This window comes from Ruegeria sp. CE12 (assembly GCF_056537525.1).
The window spans coordinates 293,084-311,233 of record NZ_JBQFRS010000004.1 but is presented as its reverse complement, the minus strand read 5'-3'; the positions used below and the strand labels follow the sequence as shown (position 1 = coordinate 311,233).

18 protein-coding genes are annotated in these 18,150 nt (G+C 56.5%); 9 read left to right on the top strand and 9 right to left on the bottom strand.

Translation table 11 applies throughout. From position 1 onward, the window contains the following. Position 1: 1 nt before the first annotated feature. From ACR0IO_RS12455 to ACR0IO_RS12430, 6 genes are all read right to left on the bottom strand, one after another. A complete protein-coding gene (locus tag ACR0IO_RS12455; protein WP_155148454.1) occupies positions 2-769 on the bottom strand; it encodes an SDR family NAD(P)-dependent oxidoreductase in 768 nt (255 codons plus the stop codon). Continuing rightward, on the bottom strand, positions 769-2,478 hold the full coding sequence (locus ACR0IO_RS12450) for an IlvD/Edd family dehydratase (protein ID WP_480741953.1): 1,710 nt from the start codon (positions 2,476-2,478) through the stop codon (positions 769-771). Before ACR0IO_RS12450 ends, ACR0IO_RS12455 begins: the two co-directional genes overlap by 1 nt. Positions 2,479-2,502: 24 nt before the next feature. Further along, complete coding sequence (gene melA / locus ACR0IO_RS12445) at positions 2,503-3,843, bottom strand: alpha-galactosidase (RefSeq protein ID WP_480741952.1); 1,341 nt, start codon at positions 3,841-3,843, stop codon at positions 2,503-2,505. Between the two features lie 22 nt (positions 3,844-3,865). Beyond that, positions 3,866-4,714 (bottom strand): carbohydrate ABC transporter permease, encoded by an 849-nt coding sequence (locus ACR0IO_RS12440; protein WP_155148447.1) that lies wholly within the window; start codon positions 4,712-4,714, stop codon positions 3,866-3,868. A 1-nt stretch (position 4,715) separates the two neighbouring features. Beyond that, positions 4,716-5,642 carry a carbohydrate ABC transporter permease gene (locus ACR0IO_RS12435; RefSeq protein ID WP_155148445.1) on the bottom strand — a complete coding sequence of 309 codons (927 nt, stop codon included), beginning with the start codon at positions 5,640-5,642 and terminating at the stop codon, positions 4,716-4,718. Between the two features lie 94 nt (positions 5,643-5,736). Then, on the bottom strand, positions 5,737-6,996 hold the full coding sequence (locus tag ACR0IO_RS12430) for an ABC transporter substrate-binding protein (RefSeq protein ID WP_155148443.1): 1,260 nt from the start codon (positions 6,994-6,996) through the stop codon (positions 5,737-5,739). 144 nt (positions 6,997-7,140) lie between these two features. On the opposite strand from ACR0IO_RS12430, the gene ACR0IO_RS12425 reads away from it, so the two are divergent. Next, a complete protein-coding gene (locus tag ACR0IO_RS12425) occupies positions 7,141-7,935 on the top strand; it encodes an IclR family transcriptional regulator (RefSeq protein WP_170333474.1) in 795 nt (264 codons plus the stop codon). Then, complete coding sequence (locus ACR0IO_RS12420) at positions 7,932-8,990, top strand: ABC transporter ATP-binding protein (RefSeq protein WP_170333472.1); 1,059 nt, start codon at positions 7,932-7,934, stop codon at positions 8,988-8,990. The genes ACR0IO_RS12425 and ACR0IO_RS12420 overlap by 4 nt, the downstream gene beginning before the upstream one ends. Positions 8,991-9,042: 52 nt before the next feature. On the opposite strand, the gene ACR0IO_RS12415 is transcribed toward ACR0IO_RS12420, so the two are convergent. Next, on the bottom strand, positions 9,043-9,552 hold the full coding sequence (locus tag ACR0IO_RS12415; RefSeq protein WP_480741951.1) for an N-acetyltransferase family protein: 510 nt from the start codon (positions 9,550-9,552) through the stop codon (positions 9,043-9,045). A gap of 164 nt (positions 9,553-9,716) precedes the next feature. On the opposite strand from ACR0IO_RS12415, the gene ACR0IO_RS12410 reads away from it, so the two are divergent. The 4 genes from ACR0IO_RS12410 to ACR0IO_RS12395 are packed head-to-tail and all read left to right on the top strand — an operon-like array spanning position 9,717 to position 13,869. After that, a complete protein-coding gene (locus ACR0IO_RS12410) occupies positions 9,717-10,676 on the top strand; it encodes a dihydrodipicolinate synthase family protein (protein ID WP_480741950.1) in 960 nt (319 codons plus the stop codon). Beyond that, a complete protein-coding gene (locus ACR0IO_RS12405; RefSeq protein ID WP_480741949.1) occupies positions 10,667-11,599 on the top strand; it encodes a 4-hydroxyproline epimerase in 933 nt (310 codons plus the stop codon). The genes ACR0IO_RS12410 and ACR0IO_RS12405 overlap by 10 nt, the downstream gene beginning before the upstream one ends. After that, entirely contained in the window at positions 11,596-12,837 is a 1,242-nt protein-coding gene (locus ACR0IO_RS12400; RefSeq protein ID WP_480741948.1) for an NAD(P)/FAD-dependent oxidoreductase, read from the top strand. The genes ACR0IO_RS12405 and ACR0IO_RS12400 overlap by 4 nt, the downstream gene beginning before the upstream one ends. 9 nt (positions 12,838-12,846) lie before the next feature. Continuing rightward, positions 12,847-13,869, top strand: a complete 1,023-nt coding sequence (locus ACR0IO_RS12395; RefSeq protein WP_480741947.1) for a trans-3-hydroxy-L-proline dehydratase — start codon at positions 12,847-12,849, stop codon at positions 13,867-13,869. A 94-nt stretch (positions 13,870-13,963) separates the two neighbouring features. Here the strand turns inward: ACR0IO_RS12395 and ACR0IO_RS12390 are convergent, their stop codons facing one another. Then, positions 13,964-14,980: an Ldh family oxidoreductase gene (locus ACR0IO_RS12390; protein WP_480741946.1), complete on the bottom strand. Its 1,017-nt coding sequence runs from the start codon at positions 14,978-14,980 to the stop codon at positions 13,964-13,966. 136 nt (positions 14,981-15,116) lie between these two features. Between ACR0IO_RS12390 and ACR0IO_RS12385 the strand changes: the two genes are divergently transcribed. Then, positions 15,117-15,806 carry a GntR family transcriptional regulator gene (locus ACR0IO_RS12385; RefSeq protein WP_480742019.1) on the top strand — a complete coding sequence of 230 codons (690 nt, stop codon included), beginning with the start codon at positions 15,117-15,119 and terminating at the stop codon, positions 15,804-15,806. Between the two features lie 11 nt (positions 15,807-15,817). On the opposite strand, the gene ACR0IO_RS12380 is transcribed toward ACR0IO_RS12385, so the two are convergent. Next, positions 15,818-16,762: a c-type cytochrome gene (locus tag ACR0IO_RS12380; RefSeq protein WP_480741945.1), complete on the bottom strand. Its 945-nt coding sequence runs from the start codon at positions 16,760-16,762 to the stop codon at positions 15,818-15,820. A gap of 97 nt (positions 16,763-16,859) precedes the next feature. Here ACR0IO_RS12380 and ACR0IO_RS12375 point away from each other — a divergent pair, with 97 nt between their 5' ends. Together ACR0IO_RS12375 and ACR0IO_RS12370 are read left to right on the top strand one after the other, a co-directional pair. After that, the gene (locus ACR0IO_RS12375) at positions 16,860-17,384 is read left to right on the top strand and encodes an RNA polymerase sigma factor (RefSeq protein WP_209016296.1); all 525 of its coding nucleotides are present in this window, start codon (positions 16,860-16,862) and stop codon (positions 17,382-17,384) included. After that, entirely contained in the window at positions 17,381-18,127 is a 747-nt protein-coding gene (locus ACR0IO_RS12370) for a hypothetical protein (protein WP_480741944.1), read from the top strand. Before ACR0IO_RS12375 ends, ACR0IO_RS12370 begins: the two co-directional genes overlap by 4 nt. Positions 18,128-18,150 lie beyond the last annotated feature (23 nt).

Genomic DNA, 18,150 nt, shown 5'->3' with positions numbered 1-18,150 from the left:
ACTACCCCGTTGTCACTACGCCGCCATCGACCACCATGCACTGACCGGTCATCGCGCGGCTGGCGTCTGAGGCCAGAAACAACGTCGGTGCAATCATGTCCTCGGGTGTCAGATGTTCTTTCAGGCATTGGCGTTCCATATGAGCTGCCAGATCTTCGGGTGTGGCCCACATGTCCAGTTGTTTCTGTGTCAGCACCCAGCCGGGCGCCAACGCGTTGATGCGGATTTTCTGCGGCCCCAGTTCGCGGGCCAAAGACCGTGTCATTCCGGTAATCCCGGCATTTGAGGTGGTGTAGATCGGATAGCCGGAATTACCCATCATGTAGCTGATCGAACTGAAGTTGATGATCGACCCGCCGGTATCCTGCATTTGCCGCGCGGCCTCCTGACAGGCAAAGTAGTAGGCTTTCAGATTCACCTCGATCATCCAGTCCCAGAACTCTGTCGTGGTCTCGGACAACCCGTGGCGTTTGTCATTGGCGGCGTTGTTGACCAATACTTTGATCGGCCCAAAGGTTTCGGCGGCCTTGACCATCGTTGCATGCAGCAGTTCGGTATCGGTGATGTCACCTTGCAGGAATAAGGGCTCGCGCCCGTGTTTGTCGCGCATTTCTTCAACAAAGCCGGTGGCATCAGAGCGGCCGATAAAGGCGACATTGGCGCCCTGTGCCAAAAAGCCGTCGGTCAATGAGGCACCTACCCCGGACCCGCCCCCGGTGATGAAGACAGATGCGCCCTTGAGGTCGTGGAATGTGGCTGGTTGATCCATCAGTGGCTCTCTCTGGTCACGAGGCGGGTGTCTTTGCCGACAAGGAAATCAAGGTCCGCGCCCTGATCAGCCTGCAGGACATGATCGATGTAAAGCTTGGCGTAACCGCGTGTGTAATGCGGTGCGTCCGGTTCCCATGCAGCGCGGCGAGCGGTCAGCTCCGCCTCATCGACCAGCAACTCAAGCTCGCCCTTGCTGGCCGAAACACGGATGCGGTCGCCGGTTTTTACCAGTGCAAGTGGGCCACCTGCCTGCGCCTCGGGGCTGACATGCAGGATGACAGTACCGAACGCGGTGCCCGACATGCGCGCATCCGAGATACGGATCATGTCGCGTACACCTTCTTTCACCAGTTTGGCCGGGATCGGCATATTGCCCACTTCGGGCATGCCCGGATAACCCTTGGGACCGCAGCCTTTGAGTACCAGAATGGTTTCTGGCGTGACCGGTAGGTCGTCGCGGTCGATATTGGCCTTCAGGTCTTCGATGTTTTCAAAGACATAGGCCTCGGCCTCGGTTTCCAACAACTCATCCGTTGCCGCAGAAGGTTTCACGATCGCGCCGTTGGGGGCGAGGTTTCCGCGCAGTACGCGCAGCCCAGCGGCGGGTTTCACCGGGTCATCGAAACTGTGGATCACGTCGCTGTTGAAACACTCTGCGCCTTCGTAATGGGCCGAGATATCCTTGTTCAGAACAGTTCTTGCCGGGCGCAGGAAGGATTTGAGCTCGTTCAGCACTACAGGCATACCGCCTGCATAGCAGAAATCCTCCATCAGATATTTGCCCGACGGCATGCAATTGACGAGCAGTGGGATGTCCGATCCGATTTCAAAGTCTTTGAGTGTCAGATCAACTCCCACCCGACCCGCCAGGGCCAGCAAGTGAACCACCGCGTTGGTCGAGCCGCCAACAGCGGCATTGGCCAGAATGGCGTTTTCAAACGCTTCCTTGGTCAGAATGTCCGAAGGCTTCAGGTCCTCGTCCACCATCTCGACAATCCGTTTGCCGGTCAGATGCGCCAGCGCCATGCGGCGTGCATCAACAGCAGGAAGTGCGGCGTTGGTGGGCAGGCTCATGCCCATCGCTTCTACCAGCGACGCCATAGTCGACGCCGTACCCATGGTCATGCAGACCCCGGCGCTGCGGGACATGCCGGATTCGGCGTTCATAAAGTCCTGAAGGGTCATCTCTCCGGCGCGCACAGCCTCAGAGAACTTCCAGACATCGGTGCCGGAGCCAATGTCCTGACCGCGATACTTGCCGTTCAGCATAGGGCCAGAACTGACCACGATCGAAGGCAGATCGACCGAGGCCGCGCCCATCAACTGTCCCGGCGTGGTCTTGTCGCAACCACCCAGCAGGACAACGCCATCAATGCCATAAGCACGGATCGATTCCTCGACATCCATTGCCAGCAGGTTGCGGAACAGCATGGCAGTCGGCTTCATCTGGGTCTCACCCAGTGACATCACCGGAAATTCGACGGGGAAACCACCCGCTTCCCAAACGCCACGTTTGACGCCTTCGGCCAGATCCCGCAGGCCCGAGTTGCAGGGCGTCAGTTCCGACCAGGTGTTGCAGATGCCAATGATCGGACGACCATCGAAGGCGTGATCGGGAAAGCCTTGGTTCTTCATCCACGATCTGTGGATAAAGCCATCCTTGTCCAGCTTGCCATACCAATGCTGAGAGCGGCGTTTTTTTGTCATTGTTTTCAGCCTTCTAAATTGGGGTCAGGCAGCCTTGGCGGGTTTGCACCAATCCGGCAGCCAATCGGCATGTGCCACTAGTAGATCACTTACCAGACTGCGTATCTGCCGCAGATCCAATTCAGCCGCAGTGTGGGGGTCCATCATGGCGGCGTGATAAATGTGTTCCGGGTTCTGCTCAACCAGTGCACGTACGGTCAATTCCTGCACGTTTATCTGCGTGCGCATCAGGGCAATCAATTGCGGGGGTATGTCTGTCACGACGGAAGGCTGAACACCGTTGGAATCCACAAGGCACGGCGTTTCGACAGCAGCCCCCAGCGGCAATTGTGGAATCTGACCGGTATTGGGCAGATTGCCGTATGCCACATAGGGTGTATCAGTCGTGATTGCATTCATCAGGTCGGCGGCAAATTCGTGGCTGCGGACAACCTCGATATCTCGTCCGTCGGTCAGAGTTTTGGCCTGTTCCTTCCAGCCGGCGACCTGTTCCTCGCATCGTGTTGGATATTCGTCGAGAGGGATGCTGAATTGATCGATCAGGTCCTGCCGTCCGTCTTTGATGAACCACGGCACGTATTCCGCCAGATGTTCCGAGCTTTCCGTACAGAAATACCCCAGATGGTCCATCACTTCATAGCGTACCTTGTTGGGGCAACGTGGCATCAACAGCGGTGGTTTTGGAATGCGCCCACTGGCATATCCATGACGCAACGAAGGGTAGAGATCACGACCGTCATGGTCCAGTCGCAGGAAAAAGGCGACGTGATTGACGCCGGCGACCTTATACCGGATTTCATCCTTGGGCAGGTCCAAATCATGGGCCAGTTCTTCGACCGTGTTTTGCACCGAATGGCAAAGACCCACATGTTTCAGTGCAGGGAAACGTTCCGCAAGCGCCCAAGTGTTGATTGCCATTGGGTTGACGTATTGCAACAGCGTCGCGTTCGGGCAGAGCTGCATCATGTCCTGCGCCACATCCCACAGAACCGGAACGGTGCGCAGGCCGCGCATTATGCCTCCGATACCCAGTGTGTCGGCGATCGTCTGGCGCAGGCCATACTGTTTGGGAATCTCGAAATCGGTCACCGTGCAGGGTTGGTAGCCACCGATCTGAAAAGCAGTGATGACGAAATCGGCCCCGTCCAACGCGGCCCGGCGGTCGGTATGAGTTGATACGGTCGCGCCTGTTCCCACCGAGCGGATCATGGCATTTGCCACGGCCTCACTTTCAGCCAGCCGAACCGGATCGATATCCATGAGTGCGAAATGGCTGTCCGCCAAGGCGGGGGTCAGCAGCGCGTCGCCCACGATGTTCTGCATGAATATCGTGGAGCCCGCCCCGATAAAGGTGATCTTGGTCATTTTTCAAATCTTTGGTTTGACGTCATTTTACAGCTCCGAGCGTCAGGCCCGCGATGAAGTGTTTCTGCATGAGGAAGAACATGGCCACCGGCGGCAGCGCCGCGACGATGGAACCGGCACTCATTAACTGATAAGCCGCCCTGAACTGAGCGTTGAAACTGGTGATACCTGCCGTAACAGGCTGACTTTCTGCGCCTTGCGTCAGCACGACAGCCCAGAAGTAATCGTTCCAGATGAAAGTAAAGATCAGCACGCTGAGCGCCGCAATAGCTGGCTTCATCAGTGGCAGAACCACATACCAGAAGATGCGCCATTCGCTGATGCCTTCAACGCGCGCGGCCTCGATCAGCTCAAAGGGCAGAGCACGGATGAAGTTGCGCATGAAGAGCGTGCAAAATCCGGTCTGGAACGCGATGTGGAACAGGACAAGCCCGGTTTTTGTATTGTAGAGGCCTAGCTGCAGGGTCAGATCGCGTACCGGCACCATCAGGATCTGGAAGGGAACAAAGTTGCCCGCGACGAACATGAAGAAAATCCAGAGGTTCGATTTGAACTTGTAAATCCCCAGCGCAAAGCCGGTCATGCAGCTAAGCGCAACAGCACCGATCACCGTTGGAATGGTAATCAGGAACGAGTTCAGCAGGTAACGCGGCATGTCCGAATTGAAGAACACCTGCCCATAGTTGAATGCCCCCTCAAAGCTAGATGGCATGCCCCAGTAGTTGGCGTTGGTAAAGTCAGCCTCGGGCTTGACCGAGAACAGGGCAACCGCCAGCAGCGGCCCCAGCCACAGCAGCAATGCCAAAGGTAGCATGGCCTGATAGGTGATTTGCGCTGCGCGAGGTTGTTTTTCGATAGGTTTGGGAAACATCTCAGTGCCCCTTCTCTTCGCGGTACATCGACCAGAGGAAATAGGCGATGAAGCACAGCATGATCAGGAACAGGATCACCGCGATGGCGGCACCATATCCCATGCGGAAACCGTATTCGGACAGCGCGACCTCGAACATGTAGTAGGCAAGCACGCGCGACGATCCGAACGGCCCGCCCTGGGTCATGATCGAGATCAGGTCGAAGGATCGCAAAGCACCGATGATGGTGACGACAAACGCGATGAAGGTCGCGGGGCGCAGTTGCGGCAGGATGATGTGCCACAGCATCCGAAAACCTTTGGCGCCGTCCAGACGTCCGGCCTCGATCTGTTCGGGGTCTACTGCATTCAGGCCGGTGAGATACAGGATCATGCAATAGGCCGTTTGCGGCCAGAGGCCCGCGAAAATGATGCCATAAGTGACATAGCGCTCATCGCCCAGAACATTCAGCGGGCCCATACCAAACAGGCTGAGGAATTCGTTCAACAGGCCAAAGGTTGGGTCGTAGAACCATGTGAAGACCAGGCCGACGACAACCTGTGAAATCACGAAGGGGAAGAAGAAGAGCGATTTATAGAGGCGGATGCCCCACACGGTCTGGTTCAGGAACAATGCAATAAACAATCCCGCTGGGATCGCCAGCAGATACAGGATCAGCCAGATCAGGTTGTTCTTGAGCGATATAAAAAAGGCGTCGCGGTCGACCCATTCCCAATAAAGGTCTTCATAGTTACGAAAGCCTACGTATTCGGCAGCCCCAAGTCCGTCCCACTCGTAAAGAGACAGGTTGAAGGACTGGAACACCGGGATGATCACGTAGACCATGAAGAACAACATGCCCGGAGCCAGAAACAGCCACGGCGCTATGCGCTGTTGGTTTCTGTGGAACCAGCTTTCCTGTTCTGGTGCATCAACGGCAATGGTCATGGAGCATCTCGGGTTTGGTTGGGGTGAAGGCGGGCTGACGCCCGCCCTGCAATTGGTGGTGACATAGGCCAGGCTTAGCCCGGCCTAAGCCTGATCAGTTGTCGTAAATGCGCTGACGTGCGCGTTCCAGCTTGGCCAGAATCTTGTCTGCATTGTCAGGCTTGACCATGAATTCCTGGAAACCTTCCATCGAGACCTTTGCCATTTCGGCAGGCGCGTCGCGGTCCCAGAACTGGGCAACACCGCCGGGGCTGTTGGCCGAAAGCATTTCAAAGCCCTGGTTCAGGAACTTGTCGTTATCAACCGAAGACTTTGCGTTGACGGGCAGTTGGCCCAGGTTCGCGCCGTTGTTGATTTCGGTCTGCTCGTCCGCGGACACGACAAAGCGCAGGAACTCACGAGCTGCTTCTTTGTTCGATGCGTTGGCCGGAATGTGGAACGTATCGGTTGGCGCATCTTCTGCCAGTTCGACATCAGGGTTGATCGCAACGAACTGGTAGAAGTCCAGTTGATCGTCGGTCAGACCCGCATCGCGCAGCGGTGCCACCGCGAAGTTACCCATCAGATAAGCCGCGGCATCACCCTTGACCATGAACGGCAGGGCTTCCTGCCAGCTATAGGTCTGATGGTTATCGATGAATGCGCCCATGTCGATCAGCTGTTTCCAGTTCGCGAAGGTCTGTTTGACTCGATCATCTTCCCAGCTGACTTCGCCGTTGGCGAGTTGCTGATGGAAGTCGAACCCGTTGGTGCGCATGTTCAGATAGTCAAACCAGCCACCAGCAGTCCAAAGAAACTTGGTGCCGATGGTATAGCAGGCGCGACCGGAATCGACGATCTTCTGGCAGTTGGCCAGCTCTTCTTCCCATGTGGTCGGCTCGGACAAGCCCAGCTCGTCAAAGATGTCTTTACGATAGTAGACACCCCACTGGTAATAGGTATAGGGCACGCCCCATTGCTTGCCGTCGATGGTCATCGCACCTTTGGTCGAGGCTAGGTTCTCGGCAATTTCAGGCTCGGCCCACAGGTCCGATACATCCTCGAACAGGCCCGCCTCGACATAAGGCTTCATCCGGTTCGCGGCGTACCATGTGGCAACGTCTGGTGTATCCGCAGTCAGGAAGTTGCGGATCTGAGTTTTATACGCCTCACGGTCGATCACCGTCGTTTCAATCTCCAGCCCCGGATGCTCTGCCGCAAACCGGTCGATCATCGCCTCCATCGTCGCACGTGGCGCCGGGTTTGACGTGTCGAGAAAGATTCGCAGCTCACCGGTGAGTTCGGCTGATGCTGGAGCAGCAATTGCCACACTGGCAGCCAACGCCGCCGCCGTGCGCTTGAACATGGAATGCATGGTTTCCTCCCTTAGCTTCCATTTAGAGGTTCCAAATAGTGAAACCAAGTTTTATATATTGAAAACTACACATCGAATCGGTTAGCGTTGTCAATACTCTCGTGAGGAGGATGCGAGGGTATAAGTGGAGGAGATCGGGCACCCGTGGCTGGTGACGGAACAATAGGTAAGGCATGTGACGTGCTTGAACAGGTAGCCGCGTTTCAGCGGCCCGTCCGGTTTGGAGAGCTGTTGGACAGCAGCGATTTCCCAAAGGCGTCCCTGTACAGATTTCTGCAATCCCTGACCAATCAGGGCATGCTTTCATATGATCCTGACCGGCAAACCTATTCGCCGGGATTGCGACTTGTCCGATTGGCGCATTCGGCCTGGACCCAAAGCTCGCTGGCGCCGATCGCACGGCCCATATTGGATATGCTCAGCGTTGAAACAGGCGAAACCGTGCATTTGGCGCAGCTTGATGCAAGCCAGGTTCTGTATGTGGACAAGCGCAACGCCAAGAACCCGGTCGAGATGTACTCCGAAGCTGGCAAAGTCGGTCCGGCCTATTGCACAGGCGTAGGTAAGGCCATGCTGGCCTATCTGGATGAAGACAGGCTGCAAAAAGCAATTTCATTGCAGAGCTTTCACCGCTTCACAGATCACACGCTTACGTCTGCTGACGCATTGCGGGCAGATCTGGAGCTGATCCGCAACCGTGGCTATGCGGTTGATGATGAAGAGCATGAGCCCGGCATCATCTGTATCGCCTGTCCGATCCTGACCTCTGGTGGACGGATGCTGGGCGCGATCTCCGTGACCGGTTCGACCGAACGGATGGGCTTTGATCAATTGGAAAAATGGGTTCCGCGCGTTCGGCAGGCCGCCGAACGGATCGGGGCTGAAGCACAAGCATGGCGGTTTCCTGAAAGCCGCGAGAACAGGATGCAAGCATCATGACGGGCGTTACTCTGAATGGCGCAATCAAGCGCTATGGCCAGACACAGGTTATTCACGGCGTGGACCTGCAGGTCGAGGATGGCGAATTCTGTGTATTCGTCGGACCTTCGGGATGTGGCAAGTCAACATTGCTGCGAATGATCGCCGGGTTGGAAGAAACCACCGAGGGTGAAATTCACATCGGTCAACGCGAGGTCACGCATGTTGATCCCGCCAAGCGCGGTGTTGCGATGGTGTTCCAGACCTACGCGCTATATCCGCATATGAGTGTCGCCGAGAATATGGGTTTTGGCCTGCGCATGAATGGCGTGCCCAAGGCAGAGATCGACACAAAGGTTCAGGAAGCGTCCGAAATTCTGAAACTGGGCCCGTATCTCAAACGCAAACCCAAAGCCTTGTCAGGTGGTCAGCGCCAGCGCGTTGCCATCGGCCGCGCGATCGTTCGCGGGCCGGAAGTTTTCCTGTTTGACGAACCCCTATCGAACCTCGACGCAGAGCTGCGGGTCGAAATGAGGGTTGAAATTGCGCGCCTGCATCAGGAAATCGGTGCGACGATGATCTATGTGACCCACGATCAGGTCGAGGCGATGACCATGGCCGATAAGATCGTTGTGCTGCGTGATGGGCGGATCGAGCAAGTCGGTGCACCGATGGATCTGTATCGTGATCCGGATAACCAGTTTGTGGCGGGTTTCATCGGGTCCCCTTCGATGAACTTTCTTGATTGTGACATCGTCGACGGGATGGTGCGGCATCCGGCGCTGACGGATGCGATCCCCGTAACCTCGTCTGTGCCAGCAGGTGCAACGAAGGTAACGCTGGGCATTCGCCCTGAACACATTCAGGTGGATCGCGCAGGCGACACCTGCACTGTTGATCTGACCGAGGCGCTTGGCGGGGTGTCCTACACCTATCTGATCGCTTCGAACGGCGACAAGATGATCGTGGAAGAGCGGGATGATCAGCGCAGTGCGCAAGGTGAACGGATCGGTATTTCAGTGCGTCCTGAACGGGCAATGCTGTTTGATCCGGAAAGCGGACAACGACTGCGGTGATAGTGACCTGAAGACCTGTAGTTTCACCGCCGGATGAAACGCCTACCCGGGTTCACGGCGGGCGATAAAGATACACGTTGTTCAGATATCCCTGATCCTCGATACGGAAATGGGTTTCACCGATCTGTTTGAAACCTCGCGCGAGATAAAAGTCGATGGCTGGGTCATTCTCAGCATTTGTTGTCAGCCAGACTGACTCGGCTGATTGTTCCTTGCAGTATCGCAGGGCTGCGTCCAACAGACGGCCGCCGATGCCTTTGCCATGGTGGCGAGGCTGAACGTAGAAAGTAGCGATTTCCATCTCAGAGCAACCTGCCACAGGCGCTTTGCTTTCTGAGGAAACACGAATGAAGCCATCGATGCCGTCTTTGTTCTCGGAAACCAGAATGAACTCATCCGGGTTTGAAATGAGCGCTTCGGTTTTTGCAGTTGTGAATTCGTTCAGCGCATAGTCGGCAAAAAATCCGCTGACGCCATGTTTCAGGTAGGTTCCAAGCCACACTTCAATTGAAATGGCGGCGATGCTGGACGCGTCTGTCTTATGGGCTTTTCTTAAAGGCATGACGCCATAGGTGCCAGAAAGCTTGTGGGGTTCAATGTCTAAATTCGTGTGGTTGAGGGTGGCGGCATAAATGATGTGGATTTTGTATCCAATATCCGCTATGCCCTTATGCAATGAACCTCAGATCAAGCCTGGCCCCGGCCATTCTTTGAAGGATAAGCCCAATGCAATCAGATGTTTTTACCGGCACGATGCCTGCCCTTATGACCCCCTGTACAGCGAATCGCGAGCCGGACTTCGATGCGCTTGTCCGTAAGGGTCAGGAAATGATCGATGCCGGAATGTCGGCGGTGGTCTATTGCGGTTCGATGGGTGACTGGCCCTTGCTGACGGATGCCCAGCGGATGGAAGGTGTCGAGCGCTTGATAGGTGCAGGTCTGCCCGTAGTTGTCGGAACCGGGGCGATCAATACAAAGTCAGCCGTGGCGCACGCGGCCCACGCGCAGAAGATGGGTGCAGCAGGTCTGATGGTTATTCCGCGGGTGCTGTCGCGCGGCAGTTCACCCACGGCACAAAAGAACCATTTCAAGGCGATCCTGACGGCCGCTCCGGATGTACCTGCGATTATCTACAACAGCCCTTACTATGGCTTTGCAACGCGGGCTGATCTGTTTTTTGCTCTGCGGACAGAGCACTCCAATCTTGTTGGTTTCAAGGAGTTTGGGGGGAAGGATGATCTGCGCTATGCGGCCGAAAACATCACCTGTCAGGATGATCAGGTCACGTTGATGGTTGGGGTGGACACAGAGGTTTATCATGGGTTTGTCAATTGCGGTGCGACCGGCTCGATCACCGGGATCGGAACGGCACTGCCGCGCGAGGCCCTGTTGCTTGCGGCTTTGTCGCAAAAGGCAGCATCGGGTCATGCCGAGGCACGCCTGCGTGCACAAGAGCTGACCGAAGCTATTCACGTGCTGTCCAGCTTTGACGAAGGTCCGGATCTGGTGCTGTATTACAAGCATCTTCTGGTGCTGAACGGTGAGCAGGAATACCGTCTGCACTTTAACGAAACCGACGAGCTGACCGATGCGCAGCGCAACTATTGCGAACAGCAATACACCTTGTTCCGCAACTGGTTTGCGGATTGGTCCAAGCAGGGCGGAGTAATCGCTGAATGCATGTGATCGACAGCCATACCGGCGGCGAGCCAACCCGGGTTATCCTGGACGGAGCCCCTGATCTGGGCGCAGGCCCTTTAACTGAGCGCGCGCACCGGTTGGCGACTGAGCATGAAAGCTTCTATCGTTCAGTGATGTTGGAGCCGCGCGGCCAGCCTGCCATGGTGGCTGCATTGCTCGTTGAGCCGGTTGATCCGACCTGTGTCACCGGCGTGATCTACTTTGACGTCGATGCGGTTCTGGGCATGTGCGGTCATGGGACGATTGGGTTGGCCGTGACGTTGGCGCATTTGGGCCGGATCAGCGTTGGGACGCACCGGATTGAAACCCCCGCAGGGGTGGTGACGATCGAATTGCACGATCCCAACACCGTGACCGTGACCAATATCGAAAGCCGCCGTGTCCATCAGTCCGTGACCATTGACGTTCCCGAATATGGCGAAGTGACCGGCGATGTGGCTTATGGTGGCAATTGGTTCTTTATTGTTGATCCCAGTCCTATCCCGGTAGATGCCAACAACATCCGCGCATTGACCGACATGACCGTCGCAATCCGCGAGGCTTCGATCGCACAGGGCGTGGGTGGTGAACAAGGTGAACCCATTGATCACGTGATCTTTCAGGGCATTTCACCAAATGCAGACGTGCATAGCCGTAACTTTGTTTTGTGTCCGGATGACAATTACGACCGCTCCCCCTGCGGCACCGGCAGCTCAGCGCGACTGGCTTGTCTGGCAGCGGATGGGCGCCTGGCGGCGGGGGAGGAAATTGTACAGGAAAGCGTTATTGGGAGTTCCTATCGCCTGTCCTATCAGTCGGGTCCGAACGGAGGGGTGATCCCCTCGATTACCGGGCAGGCCTATGTGATGGCCGAGGCCAAGCTGATCTTTGATGGGCAGGATCCGTTCCGGGACGGGATCGAGACGTGACACAAGAGCCGGTCATTGTCATTGGTGCTGGTGTCATCGGCATTAGCATCGCGCTGGAATTGCAACGCAAAGGCAATTCGGTCCGGGTATTGGACCGCAAAGGGGTGGCCGCAGAAGCATCGGCAGGAAATGCCGGTGCCTTCGCCTTTGCAGAAATCGAACCATTGGCAAAGCCGGGCATCATGCGCAGGGCGCCAAAATGGTTGCTGGACCCGCTTGGGCCGCTTTCTATACCGCCTGCCTATGCGTTGAAGATCGCGCCTTGGATGCTGCGTTTCTGGCAAGCCAGCAGCCTGGATCGCTATGAGCAATCGGTCGGCAATCAGGCAGCGTTGATGGAACATTCTCGCGCGGCTTTGGATCGACAAATAGCGTATGTCGATGGCGAGGCGATGATGCAGCGCGATGGGCAAATGCAGCTATATGAATCCGATGCCGAGTTTCGCGACAGCCTGCCCGGTTGGGAGTTGCGCCGCAGAAATGGCGTCGCGTTTGACCTGCTGGAAAGTCCCGAGGCCATCGCCGAGATTCAGCCGGGCCTAAGCCCGCGGTTCACCCACGCCGGGTATACGCCAGGCTGGATGAACACGACCGACCCTAAACGCTGGGTTCAGCATCTGGTGCAAGTGTTCGAGGGGCTTGGCGGGACAATTGAACGACAAGACGTTTGCGCACTGGAAGTCACAGGTGACCGGCTGCGGGTTGTATCACGAGATGGATCAACCGAATGCTCTCAGGTGATTGTCGCGGCGGGTGCATGGTCACATCAACTCGCCACAACAGTTGGGGACAACATACCGCTGGAAACTGAACGTGGTTACAATACGACCCTGCCTGAAGGGGCATTTGACCTGCGGACCCATCTGACCTTCCCGGCTCATGGATTTGTTGCCAGCCGTATCAACGGCGGGGTGCGGATAGGCGGTGCAGTTGAATTGGGCGGCCTCAAACTGCCGCCAAATTACAAGCGTGCGGATGTCCTTTTGCAGAAGGCCAGTCAGTTTTTGCCCGGTCTCAACACCGATGGCGGAACGCAATGGATGGGTTTCCGGCCATCCTTGCCTGATAGCCTGCCTGTTATCGGCCGCTCCTCCAAGTCAGCCGGACTGGTCTATGCATTCGGGCATGGCCATCTGGGGCTGACCCAATCGGCGGGCACAGCCGAACTGATTTCGGCAATTGTTGAAGGCCAGACGCCTGCCATCCCTCTCGATCCGTTTTCGGCCAACAGATTTTAAGGAAAGCTCATGCGCAGCAGCAAAACCATTCATGTGATTTCAGCCCATGCAGAGGGTGAAGTTGGCGATGTGATTGTGGGCGGTGTAAACCCGCCGCCGGGTGAAACGGTCTGGGATCAGCGGTCCTTTATCGAAAGCGATCAGGTTTTGCGAAATTTCGTTCTGAACGAGCCGCGCGGTGGTGTGTTCCGCCATGTTAACCTGTTGGTTCCACCCAAGAACCCCGAAGCAGACGCCGCATTCATCATCATGGAGCCGGAAGATACGCCCCCCATGTCCGGTTCGAACTCGATATGTGTTTCAACGGTTCTGCTGGATGGTGGGATCTTGCCGATGAATGAACCTGAAACCCACCTGACGCTCGAGGCTCCGGGCGGGTTGGTTCGGGTGCGGGCCGAGTGCCGAAACGGAAAGGCCGAGCGCATCTTTGTGCACAATGTCCCAAGCTTTGCTGACAAGCTGGATGCAATGATCGAAGTTGAAGGGATCGGCACTTTGCGCGTCGACACGAGCTTTGGCGGAGACAGTTTCGTTATTGTCGATGCCGAAGATCTGGGTTTTGCACTGACCCCGGACGAAGGTGGAGACCTGGCGCGTCACGGAGCACGCATCACGGATGCCGCCAATGAGCAACTCGGGTTCAGCCACCCTACCGAGGACTGGAACCACATATCCTTTTGCCAGATCGCTGGGCCGCTTAGCCGGCAGGGCGATATCCTTACGGGTCGAAACACCGTCGCGATCAAACCTGGCAAGCTTGACCGATCCCCTTGCGGAACCGGTGCCTCGGCCCGGATGGCGGTCTTACTGGCTAAAGGCCAGATGAGTGCAGAGGATCAGTATCATGCACGTTCGATCATCGACAGCGAGTTTCGATGCCGTATCGTGGCCCAGCATGACCTGAACGGGCGCGCCGCCATTACGCCCGAGATATCAGGGCGCGCCTGGATTACAGGAATACATCAACACATGCTGGATCCGGATGATCCCTGGCCCGGCGGATATCGCCTCAGCGATACCTGGGGGGCTTAGCTTTCGGGAAAAACTTGAACCGCCAATACCCTGCCGCGCTTCGCACTCTTGGGACATTGGCGGTACAGAAAGTACTGTGTATTCCCCAAAAGCTTTAGACCAACAACGCCAGCAAATCGGTGTGTAGCTGTTCTGGAATTTCCGCATAGCCGCGCTGATGGTTTTGGGCGCGGGCTGCAAAACGCCGTTGCGAGGGCAGGCGAGCGCCCTGATCCAGAATGTCAGCAAACAGGCGTTCGGCACGGGCATCATTGGCCTCGGCTTTCCCGCCGCTGAACTGGTTAGGGTCAAAGGCGATGATGATTTCGCCGTGATACGGCGCACCGCCCGTTCCCTCGGCAAATTCCATACTTTCAAGGCTGGTCAGATCATCAATCAACGGACCGGCCAGAAGCTCGATCATGATCGATAAGGCAGAGCCCTTATAGCTGCCGAATGTCAGCATTGCGCCATCCATCGCCGCCTGCGGATCGGTTGTCGGATTGCCGTCCTTGTCGATTGCAACACCGTCGGGCAGAGGTTTGCCCGCCCGTTTGTAAAGCTCGATCTCGCCACGGGCAAAGGCACTGGTGGCAAAGTCGAAGGTAAACGGATCTTTGCCCATACGTGGCCAGCTGAACGCCAGCGGATTGGTGCCCAGACTGCCCCGCGTACCACCCGCTGGGGCGACCCACGAGTGACTTGGCACCATGGCCATTGCCGCCAGTCCGGCAGAGGACAGGCTTTCAACTTCGGGCCAGAGCGCCGAGAAGTGAAAGCACCGATTGATTGCCATGGCGGCAATCCCGTGCGCGCGGGTTTTCTCGATCAGAACGGGCAGCGCTTTCTGAAATGCAAGCAGCGACATGCCGCCCTGAGCATCCACCCGAACAATCGCATTGTCGGAAGGTTCCAGAACCGGTTCTGCATGGCCGTCGATCTTGCCTGCCTGCATGGTCTGGGCGCACATGAAGAGACGGAACAGACCATGGGACTGACAATCATCCAACTGACAGGTGGTCAGCATTTCCGCAATTGCGGCTGCATGGTCAGGGCCATAGCCCGAATGCGACAGAACCTTCAGGGACAGGTCCCGGATTTCTTCGGGTGTCAGTTTTACTGTTGTGCTCATGTCCCATCCCCTGTGCTGATAAGGGATGGATAGCGGGGAAAAGGGCCGGGTTTCAACTGCATTGGCGGGTGTTTCAGGTTGGAATGACACGAAAAGCCGGATATTTGTATCCAAAATTCAAATGACGGATATCCACTTGCCAGCAAAGCGCGCAATAGCCCGGCAGAGCCTTCCTGACGTCATCGCAAATGACTTGCGAGAACGTATTCTGAGCGGCGAACTGGCCGAAGGTGAGATTATCCGGCAGGAAGCACTGGCCGAAGAATATGACGTTTCGCGCATGCCGGTTCGCGAGGCGCTGAAACAGCTGGACGCCGAAGGGCTGGTGTTACTGACCAACAATCGTGGGGCCAGTGTCACCAAGCATTCCCTGACTGAGATTGGTGAGATTTTTGATCTCCGCGTTTTGCTGGAGGTCGATCTGTTCCGTCGCGCCATTCCGTCGATGACGTCGACAGATTTTGCCCGTTGCGAACAAATACTCAAGCAGATGGAGGCATCATATGATGCCAATGATGTGGGCCGCTGGGGGGCACTGAACTATGAGTATCACTCGGCGCTTTACGCACCCGCAGGGCGCAGCCTGACCAATGAGCTGCTGCAGCGGGTCAGCTTGCAATCAGACCGCTACATTCGCATGCACCTGAGTGTGATGAAACAACGCGAACCAGCGCGGAAAGAGCACCGTGAACTTTTGCGATTGGCGAAAGTAGGGCAGGTGGACGAAGCCTGTGCTTTGCTGACCCTTCATATCGGTCGTACCAAGGACCAGCTTGTAAAACTGGTGGCCGACAAGAGGGCATCCGAGGCTTCGCCAACTGAGTAACTCGATCAAGCTCAGCCCTGTGTTTCTGCCTGAATATACGCGATCACATCGGCGATATCGGAATCCTTCTTCAAACCCGGAAAGGCCATCCGGTTTCCCGGGATGCTTTTGCGAGGATTGGCCAGAAACTCGGTCAGGGCAGCTTCGGTCCAGACAATTCCTGAATCCTGCAGCGCTCCGGAGTATTTGAAACCTTCGACCTGTCCCGCGCTGGCATTGATCACGCCATGCAACGTCGGGCCTACTGTGTTTCGACCCGGTTTCAGTTCGTGGCAGGCCTTGCACTTGCGAAAGACCTTTTTGCCCGCCTTCGGGTCTCCGGCAAGACTTGCTGTCTCTGCGATTGCGGCAGCGGTCGGGGTGGCCTCAGCTTTCTTGTCATCCAATGCAAACACAAAGCGGGCGGTCACCGGGACGGTGCGCGTAATGCCGGGTAGTTCCGCCAGTTCCATCAGCTTATCGACACCCGCGTTGACGCCAGCATCCTCGGTGCTGATGAAAACCATATCGTTGGTCGATACCATCACGGTGGTTTCGGACAAACGGGCCACGAACATCTCGGCATCGAATTCGACCTGCGTCCCGGCCAGCGACAGCACAGCCTCGGCATCCACGATGGCGGTTGCCCCGGTCGCTAGGCCAGAAATCTCCTCCATATCGAACTCGGCTGTCAGTGTGGCAGAACCGGCTTTGCGAAATACGTATTCGATCATCCGTTCGTTGCGGATGTCGATATTGGTCTCGACCGAAGACAGGTCAATTTCTATCTCGGCCTTGCCATCTGCGCTGACCCGTCCACTGAGATTGGTAAAGCTGTTGACCTCGCCCACGGTGTCTTTCTTGATCGTGCCATAGGCCAGATGAGAACCCTCAGGGGTCAGCATCCAGGTATCTGCAGACGTCTGGGTTGCAACAATTGCCGACACAATTGTGACTGCCTTCAACAGAAGTTTCATTTCTTTCCTCCTAGATTTGTGCCAGTCCTGACCGCGCGGGTCCGGCCCGTGCAAAGACAAACACACGCAGGTCGCGATTTATTCGATGGTTGGCGAAATGAATTCCGAACAGGCCGTGCGCGGCGCGATCCAGACGCATTCGAAACGCGTCTGGCGGTTTGGACTTGCCTTGTCGGGCGCATCCGATGTTGCGGATGATTTACTGCAGTCGACCTGCTTGCGGGCTTTGGAACGGCATCATCAGGTTACATCGTATGAACGGCTGGATTCCTGGTTGATGACGATCTGCCGATCGATCTGGCTGAACGAAGTGCGTGCAAGGTCTGTTCGACGCGCGCAGGCGTTGTCGGTTACGCCCGAGGCGGAGCTGGTTGCAACCGGTCCGGATTCGGAAACGAATATTTTCGCCGCTGAAGTGTTTACACAAGTGATGCAGCTGCCAGAGGCGCAGCGGGAAACGGTTATGCTTGTGTTCGTCGAGGGCTACAGCTACCGCGAAGCTGCTGCGTTGCTGGACGTTCCCATCGGTACGATCATGAGCCGGCTATCGAATGCCCGGCAGAAACTGAAAACCGTGATGCAGCATGATTTGGCTGACACCGCGCGACGGAGTGGCAAATGAAGTTTTCCGACGAGACGCTGCTGGCGTATCTGGAAGGCAGTCTTGACGAGGATCAGTGTCGCGCCATTGAGGCTGCGGTCGAGGAAGACGTCACGCTGGAACAGCGCCTGATGTCGCTTGATCCTTTTGCGCCGGTTGTTCAGCAGGTCTTTGAGGGTTTGCCAGCCGATACGCCGCAAGTGGATCTGCCGGAAATGGTTGCTGCGTCGCCTGTGCGTTCATCCGGCGGGTATCTGCGTCTGATCGGTGTCGCGGCGGCGACCGCAATTGCTGCGGTGGCTTTGACCTTTTGGGCCACGCGGCCGGTTGAGCCGGGTTGGGCAGAACAGGCAGCGATTTATCAGTCGCTTTATGTTCCCGAAACGATTGCATCCCTGAACAGTTCTCAGCAGTCGCTTGATGCGCAGTTTGAAATGGCCGAGGAAAAATTGGGCCGTTCACTGAACCGTGATGCATTGGAAGCATTGCCGGGGCTTGAGCTGAAACGCGCTCAGATCCTGTCTTTCAAAGGCAAACCGCTGGTGCAGATCGTGTTTGCGGACGCGCAGGGTGAACCATTTGCGTTCTGTGTCATCCGGCAGGGGCCAGCAGCGCCGAACAGGGACGTCAAACAGGCGGTTCTGAGCGGTCTGGCAACTGCAACCTGGGCGCAGGATGGCTATGGCTACATGTTGCTGGGCAGCAATCCGCAGACCAATTTGGATGGTGAACTGGGTGTTCTGAGAGAAACCTTCTCGGGCTAACCACACCCAAGCAGAAAACCTCT

Coding starts and splice junctions, on each gene's coding strand:
- ACR0IO_RS12455 (WP_155148454.1), bottom strand. CDS start 769: ATGGATCAACCAGCCACATTCCACGACCTCAAGGGCGCATCTGTCTTC.
- ACR0IO_RS12450 (WP_480741953.1), bottom strand. CDS start 2,478: ATGACAAAAAAACGCCGCTCTCAGCATTGGTATGGCAAGCTGGACAAG.
- melA (WP_480741952.1), bottom strand. CDS start 3,843: ATGACCAAGATCACCTTTATCGGGGCGGGCTCCACGATATTCATGCAG.
- ACR0IO_RS12440 (WP_155148447.1), bottom strand. CDS start 4,714: ATGTTTCCCAAACCTATCGAAAAACAACCTCGCGCAGCGCAAATCACC.
- ACR0IO_RS12435 (WP_155148445.1), bottom strand. CDS start 5,642: ATGACCATTGCCGTTGATGCACCAGAACAGGAAAGCTGGTTCCACAGA.
- ACR0IO_RS12430 (WP_155148443.1), bottom strand. CDS start 6,996: ATGCATTCCATGTTCAAGCGCACGGCGGCGGCGTTGGCTGCCAGTGTG.
- ACR0IO_RS12420 (WP_170333472.1), top strand. CDS start 7,932: ATGACGGGCGTTACTCTGAATGGCGCAATCAAGCGCTATGGCCAGACA.
- ACR0IO_RS12415 (WP_480741951.1), bottom strand. CDS start 9,552: ATGCCTTTAAGAAAAGCCCATAAGACAGACGCGTCCAGCATCGCCGCC.
- ACR0IO_RS12410 (WP_480741950.1), top strand. CDS start 9,717: ATGCAATCAGATGTTTTTACCGGCACGATGCCTGCCCTTATGACCCCC.
- ACR0IO_RS12405 (WP_480741949.1), top strand. CDS start 10,667: ATGCATGTGATCGACAGCCATACCGGCGGCGAGCCAACCCGGGTTATC.
- ACR0IO_RS12395 (WP_480741947.1), top strand. CDS start 12,847: ATGCGCAGCAGCAAAACCATTCATGTGATTTCAGCCCATGCAGAGGGT.
- ACR0IO_RS12390 (WP_480741946.1), bottom strand. CDS start 14,980: ATGAGCACAACAGTAAAACTGACACCCGAAGAAATCCGGGACCTGTCC.
- ACR0IO_RS12380 (WP_480741945.1), bottom strand. CDS start 16,762: ATGAAACTTCTGTTGAAGGCAGTCACAATTGTGTCGGCAATTGTTGCA.
- ACR0IO_RS12375 (WP_209016296.1), top strand. CDS start 16,860: ATGAATTCCGAACAGGCCGTGCGCGGCGCGATCCAGACGCATTCGAAA.
- ACR0IO_RS12370 (WP_480741944.1), top strand. CDS start 17,381: ATGAAGTTTTCCGACGAGACGCTGCTGGCGTATCTGGAAGGCAGTCTT.